Origin of the sequence: Actinomadura parmotrematis (genome assembly GCF_019458805.1) — a bacterium.
In the GTDB taxonomy this organism is placed as follows: Bacteria; Actinomycetota; Actinomycetes; order Streptosporangiales; family Streptosporangiaceae; genus Spirillospora; species Spirillospora parmotrematis.
Genome location: NZ_JAIBOA010000001.1, coordinates 526,685 through 540,996, shown reverse-complemented (window position 1 = coordinate 540,996; position 14,312 = coordinate 526,685). Strand labels below are relative to the sequence as shown.

Here is a 14,312-nt window from a genome sequence, read left to right as displayed (position 1 = left end):
GCGCTGATGTGTTCATCGCGGCAAAAGATCAGCAATGCCGCATGACGGGCGCGCCGCCGCGGGTCAGCTCGCGGGGAGCGGCGGGACGAGCGCGGGCGCGCGGTCCTCGACGGCCTGCGCGGCGTCCAGGAGCAGCTCCTCGGTGAAGCGGCCGCCGACGAGCTGGACGCCGACCGGCACGCCCTCGGCGAGCCCGACCGGGACCGTGACGCCGGGGAACCCGAGGACGGGCAGCGAGATCATGGGCCACTGCGCGGCGAACAGCGACAGGGCGCGGTCGTGGTCCGCGATGTCGGCGTCCTGCTCGAAGGGGAGCTCGGCGCAGGCGGGGGTGAGCAGGATCCGGTCGTTGCCGAGCAGGTCCTGCAGCCGGTTGATGAGGGTGGCGCGGCGCGCCCAGCCCTGGATGTAGACCTCCACGCCGGGCCGCTCGCCCCACAGCAGGGCGGCGTGCTCGTAGAAGTAGTCGAGGTTGGTGCGCAGCGCGTCGTCGCAGAGGTGGCGCATGCCGCCCTGCATCGGCCGCATGTCCTCGGCGAGGAGCAGCGCCCACAGCCGGGCCGCCTCGCCCAGCAGCGGCACCTCGATCTCCTCGACGAGGTAGCCGGCGTCGGCCAGCCACGCGGCGGCGGTGTCGAGGGCGGCGTCCACGGCCGGGTCCGGCTTGGCGAGCCCGACGTCGCGCACCAGCCCGACCCGGACCGGACCGGCCGGCGCGGGCGCCGGCGGCAGCGCGGGGACGCTGAACGCGTCGCGCAGGTCGGGGCCGGCCATCGCGCGCAGCCCGAGGCGGGCGTCGGAGACGGTCCGCCCGAGCGGCCCCTGCACCGCCCACGCCTGGAAGGTGAGCGGCCCCTCCAGCTCGTCGGGGCCGGGCGCCACCCAGTTGGACACGAGGCCGACGGTCGGGCGGACGCCGACCACGCCGCAGCAGGCGGCCGGGAAGCGGACCGAGCCGCCGATGTCGTTGCCCTGCGCGATCGGCGCCATGCCCGCCGCGACGGCCGCGGCGGCGCCCCCGCTGGAGCCGCCGGGGGTGCGCGCGGCGTCCCAGGGGTTGAGGGTGCGCCCGTGGACGTCGTTGGCGGAGAACCAGCGGACCGAGAACGCGGGCGCGTTGCTGCGGCCGGTGAAGACCGCGCCCGCCGCGCGGAGCGCCGCGACGCAGGCGTCGTCCTCGGTCGCCCGCACCCCGGCCATCGCCGCGACGCCGTGGGTGAGCAGCCGGCCCCGCTCCGCCGTGTTGATCTTCGTGGAGACCGGCACGCCGTGCAGCGGGCCGAGGTCCGCGCCCGCCGCGGCCCGCTCGTCGGCGGCCCGCGCGGCGGCGCGGACCGCCGCGGGGTCCAGCTCCACGAGCGCGTTGAGGGCGGGGTTCACCGCCGCGATCCTGCCGAGGCAGGACTCGGCGACCTCGGCCGCGGAGAACTCGCGGGCGCGGATCCCGGCCGCGAGCCGGGTCGCGGACAGCTGCCACAGTTGCATGCCTGCTCCTAGAGAGGGGCCGCCCACCTGCGGGGACGGGCCGGCGATGCGGAGGAGCGTACGTGATGCAACGCTGATGTACAACAGTGTTGTTCATCGGGTTCCGGCGGGCTACGCTGCCGCCATGCCAGTGGAGATCGACGTCACCGAGCGCCTCGCGACGATCGCCGCCGCCACGCTGGACATCGTGGCGGCCGAGGGGATCGACGGGGTCACCATCCGGGCCGTGGCCAAGCGGATCGGCGGGTCCACCACGCTCGTCACCAACTACCTGCCGACGCGCGAGGCGCTGCTCACCAACGCCGTCGAGCACGCGATCGGCGACTGGGAGGAGGACATGGCGCCGGTCGTCGCGGGCGCGCCCGCGCGCGACCGGCTCGCCGCGGTCGCCGCCTGGGCCTGCACGACGTCCGGCGACGACGAGGTGCTGCGCCGCCTCTTCATGGAGATCCTCGGCCGCGCCGACCCGGCGTCCGAGGCGCTCCGCGTCCTCGCCCGCGACGCCCGCCGCAACCACGGGCTGTTCGCCGAGGCCGCCGCCGACGCCGGGGCGCCCGACCCGGCCTTCGCCGCCGACGTGCTGCACCTGGTGCTGCGCGGCTTCTACGTGTCCAGCCTGGAGGACCCCGAACGCTGGAGCAGCGAGCGGACGGGCCCGGTGGTCGAGCGGCTCGTCCGGCTGCTGGTCGGCGGCCCGTGACCCGGCCCGCCCTCAGGCCCGCTCTCAGGCCCGCTCGCCGAGCGCGGCGAGCATCCGCTCGGCGAGCGCCCGCATCCCGGCCGGCCGCGAGGCGGGGAACGGCAGCGTCCCCAGCATCGAGTTGCCGAACGCCATGCAGAGCAGGGCGTAGGCCGCGCGCAGGCTCTCCGCCGAGCCGCAGCCGGGGACGGCCTCGCGGATCGCCGCGGCGACCTCGCGCTCCAGCCGGCTGTAGGTGTCGTAGACGCGGCCGCGCAGCCGGACGTCGTGCATCGCCCCGCTGATGAACGCCTCGATGACGGCGTCGTCGTCGTTGCGGGCCATCTGCGGCCCGAACAGGTAGTCCACCAGCGCGCGGAGCCGCGCGGCGGGCTCGCGGCCGGCGGTCGCGGCGGCCATCGAGGCGACGTAGGGCGTGATGACGTGGTCCCACAGGGCGTCGATGAGCTCGTCGCGGTTGCCCATGTAGTGGCGGACGTGCGAGCGGCTCAGGCCGGCCGCCTCGGCGATCCGCTCCTGCGTGCTGCCGGCGAGGCCGTGCCGCGCCACCGACCGGGCCGCCGCCCGCAAGATCTGCTCCCGCCGCTCGGCGGCGACGCTCGGCCTGCCCACCCCTGCCCCACGCTCCCGTAGTTGTGCCGCCGCGGCCGACAACCGCGCCCGCGCCGCGTTCCGTGCGCGGACCATCCTCTCACCCGTTCGCACGGGCATGCCCGCTGACCTCGATGTTCTTCTCCCGGCCCTTTTTGATTTGCAGTATTGACAATCAATCGGGACCGCGACCAGGCTGGGCGGGCCGCGTCCGGCAGCGGATCCGCCCCCCGCCGCCACGCCGCCACCGCCGCCGGCCGTCCCGGCCCGCGCCAGCACCACGAAGGGTCTCCCCATGGCTCGTCCACTCCCCGCCGCGCTCGCCGCGGTCCTGCTCGGCACGACCGCCCTCGCCGGCTGTACCGGCGGCGGCACCGCCGCCGGGGGCGCGTCCGCCCCGGCCGTCACCACCTCCGTCCCCGCGCCGACCGCGCAGGTCGGCACCGTCACCTGGAACTCCGCGCTCGGCGAGCCCGCCTCGCTGGACCCGGCGCTGTCCTCCATCGAGTCGGCCAGCACCGTCGTCGCCAACATGTGCGAGGGCCTGTTCACCTTCGGCCCCGGCTACAAGAGCGAGCCCGCGCTCGCGACGTCCGTCGACCACCCCGACCCGCTCACCTACGTGTTCCACCTGCGCAAGGGCGCGACGTTCTGGGACGGCAAGCCGGTGACTCCCGAGGACGTCGTCTACAGCGTGCGGCGCGTCCTGAACCCGGCGCTCGGCTCCTCCTGGGTCGGCTGGGCCGCCCACATGAAGAGCATCGAGCCGACCGGCGCCGACCGCGTCACGCTCAAGTTGAAGCAGCCCGACGTGCTCGTGCCGTCGTTCTTCGCGCTGCCGTCCTTCCACGTCGTGGAGAAGGCGTTCGCCGAGAAGGCCGGGAAGGCGTTCGGCACCGCCAAGGGCGGCGTCATGTGCACCGGCCCGTACAAGTTCGGCGCCTGGACGCAGGGCCAGAACATCACTCTCACCCGCAACGACGCCTGGTGGAACACCGCCGTCAAGCCCAAGGTGAAGGACCTGAAGTTCACCTTCATCGCCGATCCGGCCGCGCAGACCGCCGCGCTCGCGAGCGGCGACGTCGACGGCCAGTTCAACGTGCCGCGCCCCGCGCACAAGCAGCTCTCCGGCAAGGGCCACCTGCTGTACGGGCAGAGCCTCGCCCCGACGTTCCTGTCGGTGCTGAACCAGAAGGGCGCGCTCGGCGACCCGGCCGCCCGGCAGGCGCTCCAGGCCCTCATCGACTACAAGGGCATCACCGGCTCGGTCTACCAGGGCACCGCGCAGCCGCTCCGCGCGCTCGTCCCGCCCGCCGCCTGGGGCTACGCCGGCGACGTCTACAAGACCGCCTACGACGCGCTGCCCGAGCCCGTCCAGGACCTCGGCAAGGCCAGGAAGCTCGTGGCCGGGTCGCCGCGCGCCAAGCAGAAGATCGTGCTGGCCTACTCGCGGGCCATCGACGAGGAGAGCCGCATCGCCGCCTCCATCGCCGACACCGCGAAGCAGGCGGGCATGAACGTCGAGCTGAAGCCGCTCACCGGCGAGCAGTTCGGCGCGATGTTCGCCTCCCCCGCCGCCCGCGCGGGCGTGGACCTGTTCCTGTCCACCGGCTACCTGGACTTCCCCGAGCCGCTGGAGTACTACCAGTACTTCACCACCGGCAGCTTCTACAACTTCGCCGGGTACAGCGACAAGGAGTACGACGCGGCGGTCGCGTCCGCCCTCGGCACCGCCGGCCCGGCCGCCCGCGCCCGCCTGATCGTCAAGGCGCAGGGCATCATGACCCGCGACCTGCCGACGATCCCGATCGCGACGCAGTACGTCAACGTCTACTACGGCGCCCGCCTGACCGGCCTCGTCCCGCGGCAGGACTACCTGTACACGCCGTGGGCGACCACCCTCGGCGGCAAGTGATGGAGGCGCGCCCCCTCGCCGCCTGGATCGGGCGCCGGGTGCTCGGCGCGGTGCTCACCGTGCTCGCCGCCAGCGTCGTGATCTACGGGGCGCTGCGGCTCGTCCCCGGCGACCCGGTGCTCGCGCTGACCGCCGGGCGCCGGGTCACCCCCGACCAGATCGAGGCGCTCCGCCACCGCTACGGCCTCGACCGGGGCTTCGTGCAGGGCTACCTCGGCTGGCTCGGCGGCGCCGTCCGCCTCGACCTCGGCACCTCGCTGAACTACCAGACCGGCGTCGGGTCGCTCATCGCGAGCCGGCTCGCGGTGTCGGGGCTGCTCATCGGGTACGCGGCGGTCCTCGCGGTCGTCGCCGGCTGCGCGGTCGCGCTGGCCGCGGCGGTGCGCGGCGGGATCGCCGCGCGGGCCACGACGCTGGCGGCGGCCGTCACCACCGCGACGCCGCCGTTCGTCGCCGCCGTCGTCCTGCTGTCGGTGTTCGCCGTCGGCCTCGGCTGGTTCCCCGCCACCGGCGCGGGCGACGGCCTCGCGGGCCGGCTCTGGCACCTCACGCTGCCCGCCGTCGCGATGGCGGCGGCCGGGTTCGGGGTCCTCGCCCGCGTCGGCACCGCCGCGTTCGCCGACGAGCTCGGCCGCGAGCACGTGGAGGTCGCGCGCAGCCGCGGCGCCGGCGGCGCCGCGCTCGTGCGGCGGCACGTCGTCCGCAACGCGCTCGCGCCGCTGCTCACCGTCATCGGGCTGCTGGTCGCCGGGCTGTTCGTCGGGACCGCCGTCGTCGAGACGGCGTTCGGGCTCGACGGCGTCGGCGCGCTGCTGGTGAGCTCGGTGTCGCGCCGCGACTTCCCGGTGGTGCAGGGCGTCGCGCTCGTCGCCGTCGTGCTGTTCGTGCTGGTCAACACGCTGGTGGACCTGGCGATGCCGTTGATCGACCCGCGGGTGACGGTCGGGGGGCTCGGCCGATGACGCTCAGCGTCCCCGCGCTGCGGGCCCGGTCGGCGCGGCCCCGGCGGCGCCGCCCGCTCGGCCTGGCGCTCGCCGCCGCGTTCCTGCTCGCCGTCGCGGTCGCGGGCGCGGCCGCGCCGCTCCTCGCGCCGCACTCCCCCGACACCACCGACCTGCTCGGCTCGCTCGCCCCGCCCGGCACCGCGGGCCACCTGCTCGGCACCGACTCCTCCGGCCGGGACGTGCTGTCGCGGCTGCTGTACGGGGCGCGCCTGTCGCTGCTCGCCCCGCTCGGCGTCGTCGCCCTGTCGACGCTGCTCGGCACCGCGATCGGGCTGCTCGCCGCGCGCTGCGGCGGCTGGGCCGACGCCGCGCTGTCGCGCGCCATGGACGTGGTGTTCGCGTTCCCGAGCCTGCTGCTGGCGATGCTCGCCGTCGCGGTGTTCGGCCCCGGCCTCGCCGCGCCGGTCTGCGCGCTCGCGGTCGGCTACACCCCGTTCGTCGGCCGCGTCGTGCGCAGCATGGCGCTCCAGGAGGGCGCCCGCCCCTACCTGGAGGCGTACCGCGTCATGGGGTTCGGCGAGCCGTGGGTGACGCTGCGGCACCTGCTGCCGAACGTCGCGCCGGTCCTCGCCGCGCAGAGCGCCCTGTCGTTCGGGTACGCGCTGGTCGACCTGGCGTCGCTGTCCTACCTCGGGCTCGGCGTGCGGCCGCCCGCCGCCGACTGGGGGCAGATGATCGCCGAGGCGCAGGGCGCGATCCTGCAGGGCGCGCCGTGGAGCGCGCTCGTCCCCGGCGCGGCGGTGCTGCTCACCGTCGGCTGCGTCAACGCCGTCGGCGGCCACATCGGCGCGGCCATCGGCCGCACCCGGAAGGAGGGGCCATGACCGCCCTCGCGATCGAGGGGCTCGGCCTCACCGTCGGAGCGGGCGCCGTCCCGCTGCTGGACGGCGTCGGGGTGCGGGTCGGGGCGGGCGAGACCGTCGGCCTCGTCGGCGAGTCGGGGTCGGGCAAGTCGCTGACCGCCCGCTCGGCGCTCGGCATGCTGCCGCGCGGCGCCCGCGCCACCGGTCGCGTCACCGTCGCCGGCACCGACGTGCTCGCCGCGGGCCGCCGGGAGCTGCGCGAGCTGCGCCGCACCCGCGTCTCCATGGTGTTCCAGGACCCGCGCGCCGCCGTCAACCCGGTGCGGCGCGTCGGCGACTACCTGACCGAGGGGCTGCGCGCCCGCGGCGTGCCCGCCCGCGCCGCGACCGAGCGCGCCCTCGACCTGCTCGCGCAGGTCGGCCTCCGCGACCCGCGCGGCGCGCTCCGCCGCTACCCGCACGAGTTCTCCGGCGGCATGCTGCAGCGCGTCGTGATCGCCGGGGCGCTCGCCACCGAGCCCGCGCTGCTGCTCGCCGACGAGCCGACCACCGCCCTGGACGTCACCACCCAGGCCGAGGTCGTCGGCCTGCTGAAGGAGCTGCAGAAGGCCCACGGCACCGGGATGCTGTTCGTGACGCACGACCTGGACCTCGCCGCCGCCATCTGCGACCGCGTCTACGTCATGTACGCGGGCCGCATCGTGGAGGAGGCGCCGGGCGCCGCCCTGTTCGGCGCCCCCGCCCACCCCTACACGCGGGCGCTGCTGGAGGCGAGCCCGTCGGTGCGCGGCGAGCGCGCCGCCGTCAAGGCCGTCCGCGGGCGGCCGCGGTCGCTCGCCGAGGCGCCGGGCGGCTGCGCGTTCCGCGACCGCTGCCCGCTCGCCGGCGACGACTGCGCGCGCGCCGTCCCCGGGACGCGCCGCCACGGCGCGTCCCTCGCCGCGTGCCTGCGCGCGGGAGAGGAGCCCCGATGACCGGTCCCGGAACGACCGGCCCCGAAAAGACCGGCCCCGTGCTGTCGGTCCGCGGCCTGGTGAAGCGGTTCGGCGACGTCACCGCCGTGGACGGCGTCGGCTTCGACCTGCTGCCCGGCGCGTCGCTCGGCCTCGTCGGCGAGTCCGGGTCGGGCAAGACCACCACCGCCCGCATCGTCGCCGGGCTGGAGCGGGCGACGGCGGGCACCGTCGAGCTGGCCGGCGCGCCCGCCGGCGGCCGGTCCCGGCGCGACCGGCTGCGCCGCGCCCGGCACCTCCAGATGATCTTCCAGGACCCCTACGGCTCGTTCGACCCGCGCCGCACCGTCGCCCAGTCCATCGCCGAGCCGATCGCGCTGCACGCGCCCGGCCCGGCCGCCGCCCGGCACGCCCGCGTCCGCGAGCTGCTCGACCAGGTCGGGCTGAGCGCGCGGGCCGGGGACTCGCTGCCCCGCGACCTGTCGGGCGGCCAGCGGCAGCGCGCCGCGATCGCCCGCGCGCTCGGCGTCGCCCCGCGCGTGCTGATCCTGGACGAGGCCGTCGCCGCGCTCGACGTCTCGGTCCAGGCGCAGATCCTCACCCTGCTGGACGCGCTGCGCCGCGACACCGGCATCGCCTACCTGTTCGTCGGCCACGACCTCGCCGTCGTCCGGCACATCACCGACGAGGTCCTGGTGATGCGGCGCGGCCGCGTCGTCGAGCGCGGCGGCACCGAGCGGGTGCTGCGCGAGCCGCGCCACCCCTACACGCGGCTGCTGCTCGACTCCGTCCCGGTGCCCGGCTGGGACCTGGAGCGCGTCGCCCGCGACCGCCGGGCCCTCGACGGCCTCCCCGACGACCCCGACGTCCCCGACTCCCCTTCCCCCGACGGAGATCCCACGTGCTGAACATCCGGCGGGTCGGCCCCGCCGCCCCGCCCCCCGACGCTGCGCAGGCCGCCGTCCCGATGCGCGACGGCGCCCGCCTCGCCGCCGACGTCTACCTCGCGGACGGCGGCGCGCCCGGCCCCGCCGTGCTCGTCCGCCTGCCCTACGACAAGGACGGCGCCTACTGCTTCATGCCCGCCGTCGCCCGCCGCATGACGGCGCGCGGCTACCACGTCGTGGTGCAGGACGTGCGCGGCAAGTACCGCTCGGAGGGCGCCGCCGAGTTCGCCGTCCACGAGGCCGGCGACGGCCGCGACACGATCGAGTGGATCGCCGGGCGGCCCTGGTGCGACGGCGACGTCGTCATGTGGGGCGACTCCTACTTCGGGTACACCGCCCTCGCCGCCGCGTCCGCCGGGCACCCCGCCCTCCGCGCGATCGCGCCGCGCCTCACCGGCTCCCAGCTGTCCACGGTGCTGGACCACGGCGACGGCACCGCCGACGTCGAGCAGACGAGCCGCAAGGCCTACTTCGCCACCCACTACGTGGACGCCGGCCGCTACGAGTGGCAGCCGGACTGGACGGCCCGCCCCCTGCGCGCCGCCTTCGACGCCTTCTTCGCGCAGACCGGGACGCGCTCGGCGAACTTCGACGCCGAGTTCGAGGACGGCCCCGGCGCCGGGCGCTTCCGGCCGCGCCCGCTACAGGCCCTGCTCGACGCTCCGCCCGTGCCCGTCCTCTACACGATCGGCTGGTTCGACAACTGCGCCGTCTGGTCCTGGCACGACGTCCGCGCCCTAGCGCAGGACGCGCGGTGGGCGCCGCACCTGTACCTGCGCATGGAGCCGATCGACCACGAGAACTACCACCTCGCCGACGCGCCGATCGCCCCCGCCGACGACCACACCGCGAACGGCGCGGCGCTCGCCCGCCTGCTCCCCCGCTACCTGGACCCGGCGCTGGAGTTCTTCGACGCCGTCCTCGGCCGCTCCGGGGACCTGGCGGCGCTGCCGCGCGTCCGCTACGAGATCTGCCACGGCGACCGGCGGGAGGCCGCGTCCTGGCCGCCGCCGGGCACGCCCGGCCGCACGTACCACCTGGCCGCGTCGCCCTCCCCGCACCTGGCGGAGGCGCCCGAGCCCCGCGCGTCCCGGGTCGAGTGGGTCCACGACCCGTCCGACCTCGTGCCCTCCGCCGCCGCCGACCCGTTCGCCGCGCTGTTCGACCGGTCGGACCTTTCCGGGATCGCGGAGCGCGCCGACGTCGTCCGCTTCCTCGCGCCCGCCGCCGGCGCCGACACCGACCTGGTCGGCGCGGCCGTCCTGCTGCTCCGCCTGACGGCGCCGGCGGGCGCCGCCGTCCACGCCCGCCTGCTGGACGTGGACGCCGCCGGCGCCGCCCGGCTGATCGCCAAGGGCCAGGTCAGGGTGGCCGGGGCGGCCGAGAACGCCGAGGTCGCCCTCGACCTGCAGAGCGTCGCCTACCGGCTGCGCGCCGGGCACCGGCTGGCGCTGGACCTCATGAGCAGCGACTTCCCCGACCACGTCCCCGAGAGCCCCGCCGGGACCGACCCCTGGACGGCCCTGCCCGGCGCGCCGTCCCCGCGCTCGGTCGCCGTGGGAGGGGCGGGCGCCTCGCGCCTGGTCATCGGCGCCCGGCCGCCGGGCCGCTAGGAGGGGTCGGCGCTCGGCGACAGGGGGTGGCGGCGGCCGCCGTCCAGCCAGTCGACGGCGGCCTGGACGTTGGGCTCGGCGTACAGGAAGAGGAACATGCCGGTCGCGTCGAAGACGCGGGCCACCCGGCCGCGCAGGCCCGTCACCACCAGCGACGTGCCGCCGGCCCGGGACGCGCGGGCCAGGTGGGCGAACACCCCGAGGCCCGAGGAGTCGCAGAAGTCCACTCCCGCCATGTCGACGATCAGGGCGGCGCGGGTCCCCTCCAGCGCCCGCACCAGCAGCTCGCGCAGGCGCTCGTGGTTGCCCATGTCGATGGACCCGGCGAGCGTCGCGACGGCGTACACCGACCGCTGCTCCAAGCGGGCCGCCAGCCCGTCCGGCGCCTCGGCGGCGGAATCGTTGTCCGATGGCATGCATCCAGCGTCCCACGGGCGGGCCGGGGGCGGCGAACCGGCCGCCGGTCAGTCCTCGGTCCAGCCGGGGGTGGTGAGCCGCTCCCCGGCACCGGTGATCATCAGGGCCTCGTAGGGGGCCAGGCCCGCCAGCGCGTCCGGGCCCCGGGCCGCGGCGGCGGTGGCCCGCACGTCGGCCCAGAGCAGGTCCGGCCCGGCGACGGTCACCGACCGGACGGCGGCGGCGGGGCGCCCGGTGTGCGGGTCGATGATGTGGGCGCCGCGGTGGGCGCCGCCGGAGGTGGCGACCGCGCCGCCGCGGCGCGCGACGACCGCCATGACCCGGTCGGGCCGGGCCGGGTCCTCGATGCCGACCCGCCAGGGCGGCTGCCCCTCGGGGGCGTGCACCAGCACGTCGCCGCCGGCGTTCAGGCACCAGCCGGCGCCGTCCAGGGCCGCCAGGTGCCGGGCGGCGCGCTGCACGGCCCAGCCCTTGACCAGCCCGGACGGGTCGTAGCGGCGCCGCCCGGTGCGCGGTTCGGGCAGCCCGGCGGCGTCGAACCAGCCGCCGGTGCGCTCGCGGGCGAGGTCGCAGAGCTCCATGACGAGGGCGAGGTCGGGGTCGGCGTCGCCGAGGGCGAGCTCGCCGCGCTCCCAGCGCGACAGGTCGCTGGCGTCGCGGTAGGGGCTGAGGACGGCGTCGGCGCGGCAGAGGTCGGCGAAGACGCGGGCGACGGCGAGCTCCACGTCCGGGCGGGCCGGATCGGCCCCCCGGACGTGGACGCTGACCGGCAGCCCCATGATCTGCTCGACCCAGGCGCGGCGGGCGAGGCGGGCCGTCATGACAGGTGGGCGGCGTCGAGGGCGGCCTGCAGCGACTGCCTGTAGCCGTCGCTGGTGACGGTCGCGCCGGAGACGGTGTCGATGTCGGCGCTCTGCGCGTCCAGCACCTCCTCCTTCAGCCGCGGCAGCGCCTGCGCGTTGATCTCCTCGTCGCGGTGGTTGCCGTTCGGGTACGTCGGCACCCCCACGTCGGTGATCCTGCCGCCGGACACGGTGACGGTGACCTGGACGGGACCCCACTGCGTTTGCGCCACCGACCCCTGGTACGTCTTGGCCGCCGAGCCCTGCGTCCCGGCGGCCGCCGATGCCGACGGCGCCGGTGCGGACGCGCCGCTCGCCCGGACCGGCGCGGTGCCGTGCAGCGAGGTGCGGTAGCTGAACATCAGCACCAGCGCGGCGACCGTGGACAGCATCCACAGCGTGATACGTCGCATCGTCCTCTTCTCCGAGTTCACCAGGCGAACCGTTCGGTGTGCAGGCGGCCGGGCCGGACGCCCGCCTCCAGCGCGGCGGACCGGGCCGCGGCGGTCCACTCGCGCGGCCCGCAGATGTAGACGTGGGCGTCCTCGACCGGGCGCGCCATGCGGCGCAGCGCGTCGGCGTCGCCCACGTAGGACAGGTGGCCCGGCAGCCACGACGGGCGGCCCGCGCGCGGCCCGAGGAGGTGCACGACGCGGACGCCGCGCGCCTCGGCGAGGCTCCGCAGCTCCTCCCCGAACGCCATCTCCCGCTCGCTGCGCGCCCGGTAGATCAGGGTGGCCTCGCCGGGCGCGTAGGGCAGGTCCCGCAGCAGCGCGATCAGCGGCGTGATGCCGACGCCGCAGGCCAGCATGACGACGGGCCCGCCGGTGTAGGACTCCCCCGTCAGCGTTCCGTAGGGGCCCTCGACGAGGACGCGGGTGCCCGGTTCCAGCGACGCCGCGCGGGCGCTGCCGTCCCCGAGGTCCTTCACCGTGATCCGCATCAGGCCGTCGCGGGGCGTGGCCGACAGCGAGTACGGGTGCGCCCGCGACCAGCCGGGGCCGTCCAGGAACCGCCACTGGAAGAACTGCCCGGCCCGCACCGGCAGCCGGTCCAGGTCGCGTCCCCGCAGGTAGACCGAGGTGAGCCCGGGTCCCTCGGGGACGACGTGGCTGACGACCAGCCGGTGCCGCAGGTTGCGGTAGGCGGGCAGGGCGAGCCGCCAGACGACGACGGCGCCCGCGGCCGCGCCGTACAGCGTCCACCAGAACAGGCGGGCCGGGGCGGAGGAGACGAAGTCGGTGCCGGTCCACAGCTGGTGCGGCAGGGCGAGCCCGGCGCCGAGGTAGGCGTACAGGTGCAGCAGGTGCCACGACTCGTAGCGGAGGCGCCGCCGCGCGGCCCGCACGGACGTGGCGGCGACCAGGGCCAGCGCGGCGGTGCCGCCCGCGGCGAGCAGCATCCCGGGATAGGTGGTGACCATGTCCCAGACCTCGGCGAGCACGTTCGCCCGGCCGGCGAGGGCGTACCCGACGACGATCAGGACGATGTGCGCGGCCATGAGGTGGAAGGAGGCGAAGCCCGTCCAGCGGTGCCAGCGGGCCAGCCGGTCCTGCCCGAAGGCGCGCTCCACCAGCGGGATCCGGGCCATCAGCAGCACCTGGAGGAGCAGCAGGTCCGACGCCCAGAGGCCGGTGATCCGGCCGAGGGACGACAGGGCCTGCGCGGCGCCGCCGGCGAGCTGCTGCACGCCGCCGCCGTGCACCCAGAGCACGGTGACGGCGAGCAGGGTCAGCCAGGCCAGGGTGCCGGCGGCGTCCCCGTACCAGCGGGGCGCCGGGCGCGGCCCCGCCGCACCGGGCGGCGGCGCCTGGTGGTGCCCCGGCGGCCGGGGCAACGCTGTGGCGGTCATGCCACCACGATGGAATCCCCTGATGAGAGGCGTTACCGGGGTTGTCTGAGGATTGGATGAGAAGGCGCCGGCATCCCGGGCCGGCGCGGCGTCCGCACCGGCCCGGGACGGGCGGTCAGGACGCGGCGCCGGCCTCGGCGGGCGGCGTCACGCCGGACTTCTCGGCTGCGGCGAGCAGCTCCGCCCAGACCTTCGCGGCGACCGGGACGCCGCCGGCGGCGCGCGCGGCGCCGGTCGCGGCGCTGCGCTCGCCCGGGTAGGCGATCTCGGTGCCGGCGTCCGCGCGCGGCAGGCCCTTCAGCGCGTCGAGGGTGGCGCCGACCCCGGCGGCGTAGCCGTCCCCGGTGCCGAACGCGGCCGGGTCCAGCGCGACGATCAGCGCGTTCTGCCGGTGCTTGCGGCCGTCCGGGTCGTCGCCGTGGAAGGACGCCAGGATCGGCGCGCCGACCAGCACGCTGGTGATCAGCTCGAAGACCAGCGACATCCCGGCGCCTTTGGGGCCGCCGAGCGGCAGCGGCATCTTCGCCAGGTCCGGGTCGGTCGTCGGCGTCCCGTCGGCGGTCGCGGCGGTGCCGGCGGGCAGCTCCCGGCCCGCGTTGCGGTACTGCGCGATCTTGCCGAGCGCGATGCCGGCGGTCGCCATGTCCAGCAGGACGGGCGGCCGGCCCCCGGCGGGCACCGCGATCGACAGCGGGCTGGTCGCGACGGCGGCGCCCTGCACACCGGTGTAGCCCATGTTGGGCATGCCGGCGACGAAGGCGATGCCGACGAGGCCGCGCTCGGCGAGCAGCGAGGTGTAGTAGCCGATGGCGCCGGTGTGCACGGTCCGGCGGACCGCGACGGCGCCGATCCCGCCGGCGCGGGCGCGCTCGGCGGCGGCCCCGGCGGCCGCGGTGAGCGCGACCGGCCCGGGCGCCCGGTCGGCGTCCAGGGTCGCGACGGCCGCCGCGCCCTCGGTGAGGCTCATGTCGGGCTTGGCGTTGGCCTCGCCGGAGGCGAGCAGGTCCAGGTAGCGCGGCACGCGCGCGGCGCCGTGCGAGTCGACGCCGCGCAGGCTCGCCCAGATCAGGACGTCGCCGATGGTGGCGGCGTGCTCGGGCGAGGCCCCGGCGGCGGTGAGCAGCTCGGTCACGAAACCGGTCAGCGCGTCCGCGGGGATCACGACTTTGGCTGGTGGCATGGGTGGGGCT

Annotated in this window: 14 protein-coding genes; 7 read left to right on the top strand and 7 right to left on the bottom strand. The window is 76.5% G+C overall.

The window, feature by feature from the left end:
* Nucleotides 1-63 precede the first annotated feature (63 nt).
* Entirely contained in the window at nucleotides 64-1,485 is a 1,422-nt protein-coding gene (locus K1Y72_RS02545) for an amidase (protein ID WP_220162769.1), read from the bottom strand.
* Between the two features lie 124 nt (nucleotides 1,486-1,609).
* On the opposite strand from K1Y72_RS02545, the gene K1Y72_RS02540 reads away from it, so the two are divergent.
* Nucleotides 1,610-2,185: a TetR/AcrR family transcriptional regulator gene (locus tag K1Y72_RS02540; protein WP_220162767.1), complete on the top strand. Its 576-nt coding sequence runs from the start codon at nucleotides 1,610-1,612 to the stop codon at nucleotides 2,183-2,185.
* A 24-nt stretch (nucleotides 2,186-2,209) separates the two neighbouring features.
* On the opposite strand, the gene K1Y72_RS02535 is transcribed toward K1Y72_RS02540, so the two are convergent.
* Nucleotides 2,210-2,797, bottom strand: a complete 588-nt coding sequence (locus K1Y72_RS02535) for a TetR/AcrR family transcriptional regulator (protein ID WP_220162765.1) — start codon at nucleotides 2,795-2,797, stop codon at nucleotides 2,210-2,212.
* Between the two features lie 274 nt (nucleotides 2,798-3,071).
* Between K1Y72_RS02535 and K1Y72_RS02530 the strand changes: the two genes are divergently transcribed.
* From K1Y72_RS02530 to K1Y72_RS02505, 6 genes are read left to right on the top strand one after another with little or no spacing between them, the layout of a single operon-like run.
* Nucleotides 3,072-4,691, top strand: a complete 1,620-nt coding sequence (locus K1Y72_RS02530) for an ABC transporter substrate-binding protein (protein WP_220162763.1) — start codon at nucleotides 3,072-3,074, stop codon at nucleotides 4,689-4,691.
* Nucleotides 4,691-5,653, top strand: a complete 963-nt coding sequence (locus K1Y72_RS02525; protein WP_220162761.1) for an ABC transporter permease — start codon at nucleotides 4,691-4,693, stop codon at nucleotides 5,651-5,653. Before K1Y72_RS02530 ends, K1Y72_RS02525 begins: the two co-directional genes overlap by 1 nt.
* Nucleotides 5,650-6,519 carry an ABC transporter permease gene (locus K1Y72_RS02520; RefSeq protein WP_220162759.1) on the top strand — a complete coding sequence of 290 codons (870 nt, stop codon included), beginning with the start codon at nucleotides 5,650-5,652 and terminating at the stop codon, nucleotides 6,517-6,519. The genes K1Y72_RS02525 and K1Y72_RS02520 overlap by 4 nt, the downstream gene beginning before the upstream one ends.
* Nucleotides 6,516-7,472, top strand: a complete 957-nt coding sequence (locus K1Y72_RS02515) for an ABC transporter ATP-binding protein (protein ID WP_220162757.1) — start codon at nucleotides 6,516-6,518, stop codon at nucleotides 7,470-7,472. The genes K1Y72_RS02520 and K1Y72_RS02515 overlap by 4 nt, the downstream gene beginning before the upstream one ends.
* Complete coding sequence (locus K1Y72_RS02510) at nucleotides 7,469-8,359, top strand: ABC transporter ATP-binding protein (RefSeq protein WP_220162755.1); 891 nt, start codon at nucleotides 7,469-7,471, stop codon at nucleotides 8,357-8,359. Before K1Y72_RS02515 ends, K1Y72_RS02510 begins: the two co-directional genes overlap by 4 nt.
* Nucleotides 8,353-10,011 (top strand): CocE/NonD family hydrolase, encoded by a 1,659-nt coding sequence (locus K1Y72_RS02505; protein WP_220162753.1) that lies wholly within the window; start codon nucleotides 8,353-8,355, stop codon nucleotides 10,009-10,011. Before K1Y72_RS02510 ends, K1Y72_RS02505 begins: the two co-directional genes overlap by 7 nt.
* Here K1Y72_RS02505 and K1Y72_RS02500 read toward each other — a convergent pair.
* From K1Y72_RS02500 to K1Y72_RS02480, 5 genes are all read right to left on the bottom strand, one after another.
* Entirely contained in the window at nucleotides 10,008-10,427 is a 420-nt protein-coding gene (locus tag K1Y72_RS02500) for an STAS domain-containing protein (RefSeq protein ID WP_220162751.1), read from the bottom strand. The two genes, K1Y72_RS02505 and K1Y72_RS02500, sit on opposite strands and share 4 nt — an antisense overlap.
* A 48-nt stretch (nucleotides 10,428-10,475) precedes the next feature.
* Entirely contained in the window at nucleotides 10,476-11,249 is a 774-nt protein-coding gene (locus tag K1Y72_RS02495; RefSeq protein WP_220162749.1) for an FAD:protein FMN transferase, read from the bottom strand.
* A complete protein-coding gene (locus tag K1Y72_RS02490) occupies nucleotides 11,246-11,683 on the bottom strand; it encodes an FMN-binding protein (RefSeq protein ID WP_220162748.1) in 438 nt (145 codons plus the stop codon). Before K1Y72_RS02490 ends, K1Y72_RS02495 begins: the two co-directional genes overlap by 4 nt.
* Before the next feature lie 17 nt (nucleotides 11,684-11,700).
* Nucleotides 11,701-13,122 (bottom strand): ferredoxin reductase family protein, encoded by a 1,422-nt coding sequence (locus K1Y72_RS02485; RefSeq protein WP_220162746.1) that lies wholly within the window; start codon nucleotides 13,120-13,122, stop codon nucleotides 11,701-11,703.
* A gap of 115 nt (nucleotides 13,123-13,237) precedes the next feature.
* On the bottom strand, nucleotides 13,238-14,302 hold the full coding sequence (locus tag K1Y72_RS02480; RefSeq protein WP_220162744.1) for an Ldh family oxidoreductase: 1,065 nt from the start codon (nucleotides 14,300-14,302) through the stop codon (nucleotides 13,238-13,240).
* Between the last annotated feature and the right edge of the window lie 10 nt (nucleotides 14,303-14,312).

Excerpts from the sequence above, each read along its gene's own strand:
- K1Y72_RS02545 (WP_220162769.1), bottom strand. The coding sequence starts at position 1,485 with ATGCAACTGTGGCAGCTGTCCGCGACCCGGCTCGCGGCCGGGATCCGC.
- K1Y72_RS02540 (WP_220162767.1), top strand. The coding sequence starts at position 1,610 with ATGCCAGTGGAGATCGACGTCACCGAGCGCCTCGCGACGATCGCCGCC.
- K1Y72_RS02530 (WP_220162763.1), top strand. The coding sequence starts at position 3,072 with ATGGCTCGTCCACTCCCCGCCGCGCTCGCCGCGGTCCTGCTCGGCACG.
- K1Y72_RS02525 (WP_220162761.1), top strand. The coding sequence starts at position 4,691 with ATGGAGGCGCGCCCCCTCGCCGCCTGGATCGGGCGCCGGGTGCTCGGC.
- K1Y72_RS02520 (WP_220162759.1), top strand. The coding sequence starts at position 5,650 with ATGACGCTCAGCGTCCCCGCGCTGCGGGCCCGGTCGGCGCGGCCCCGG.
- K1Y72_RS02515 (WP_220162757.1), top strand. The coding sequence starts at position 6,516 with ATGACCGCCCTCGCGATCGAGGGGCTCGGCCTCACCGTCGGAGCGGGC.
- K1Y72_RS02510 (WP_220162755.1), top strand. The coding sequence starts at position 7,469 with ATGACCGGTCCCGGAACGACCGGCCCCGAAAAGACCGGCCCCGTGCTG.
- K1Y72_RS02500 (WP_220162751.1), bottom strand. The coding sequence starts at position 10,427 with ATGCCATCGGACAACGATTCCGCCGCCGAGGCGCCGGACGGGCTGGCG.
- K1Y72_RS02495 (WP_220162749.1), bottom strand. The coding sequence starts at position 11,249 with ATGACGGCCCGCCTCGCCCGCCGCGCCTGGGTCGAGCAGATCATGGGG.
- K1Y72_RS02490 (WP_220162748.1), bottom strand. The coding sequence starts at position 11,683 with ATGCGACGTATCACGCTGTGGATGCTGTCCACGGTCGCCGCGCTGGTG.
- K1Y72_RS02485 (WP_220162746.1), bottom strand. The coding sequence starts at position 13,122 with ATGACCGCCACAGCGTTGCCCCGGCCGCCGGGGCACCACCAGGCGCCG.
- K1Y72_RS02480 (WP_220162744.1), bottom strand. The coding sequence starts at position 14,302 with ATGCCACCAGCCAAAGTCGTGATCCCCGCGGACGCGCTGACCGGTTTC.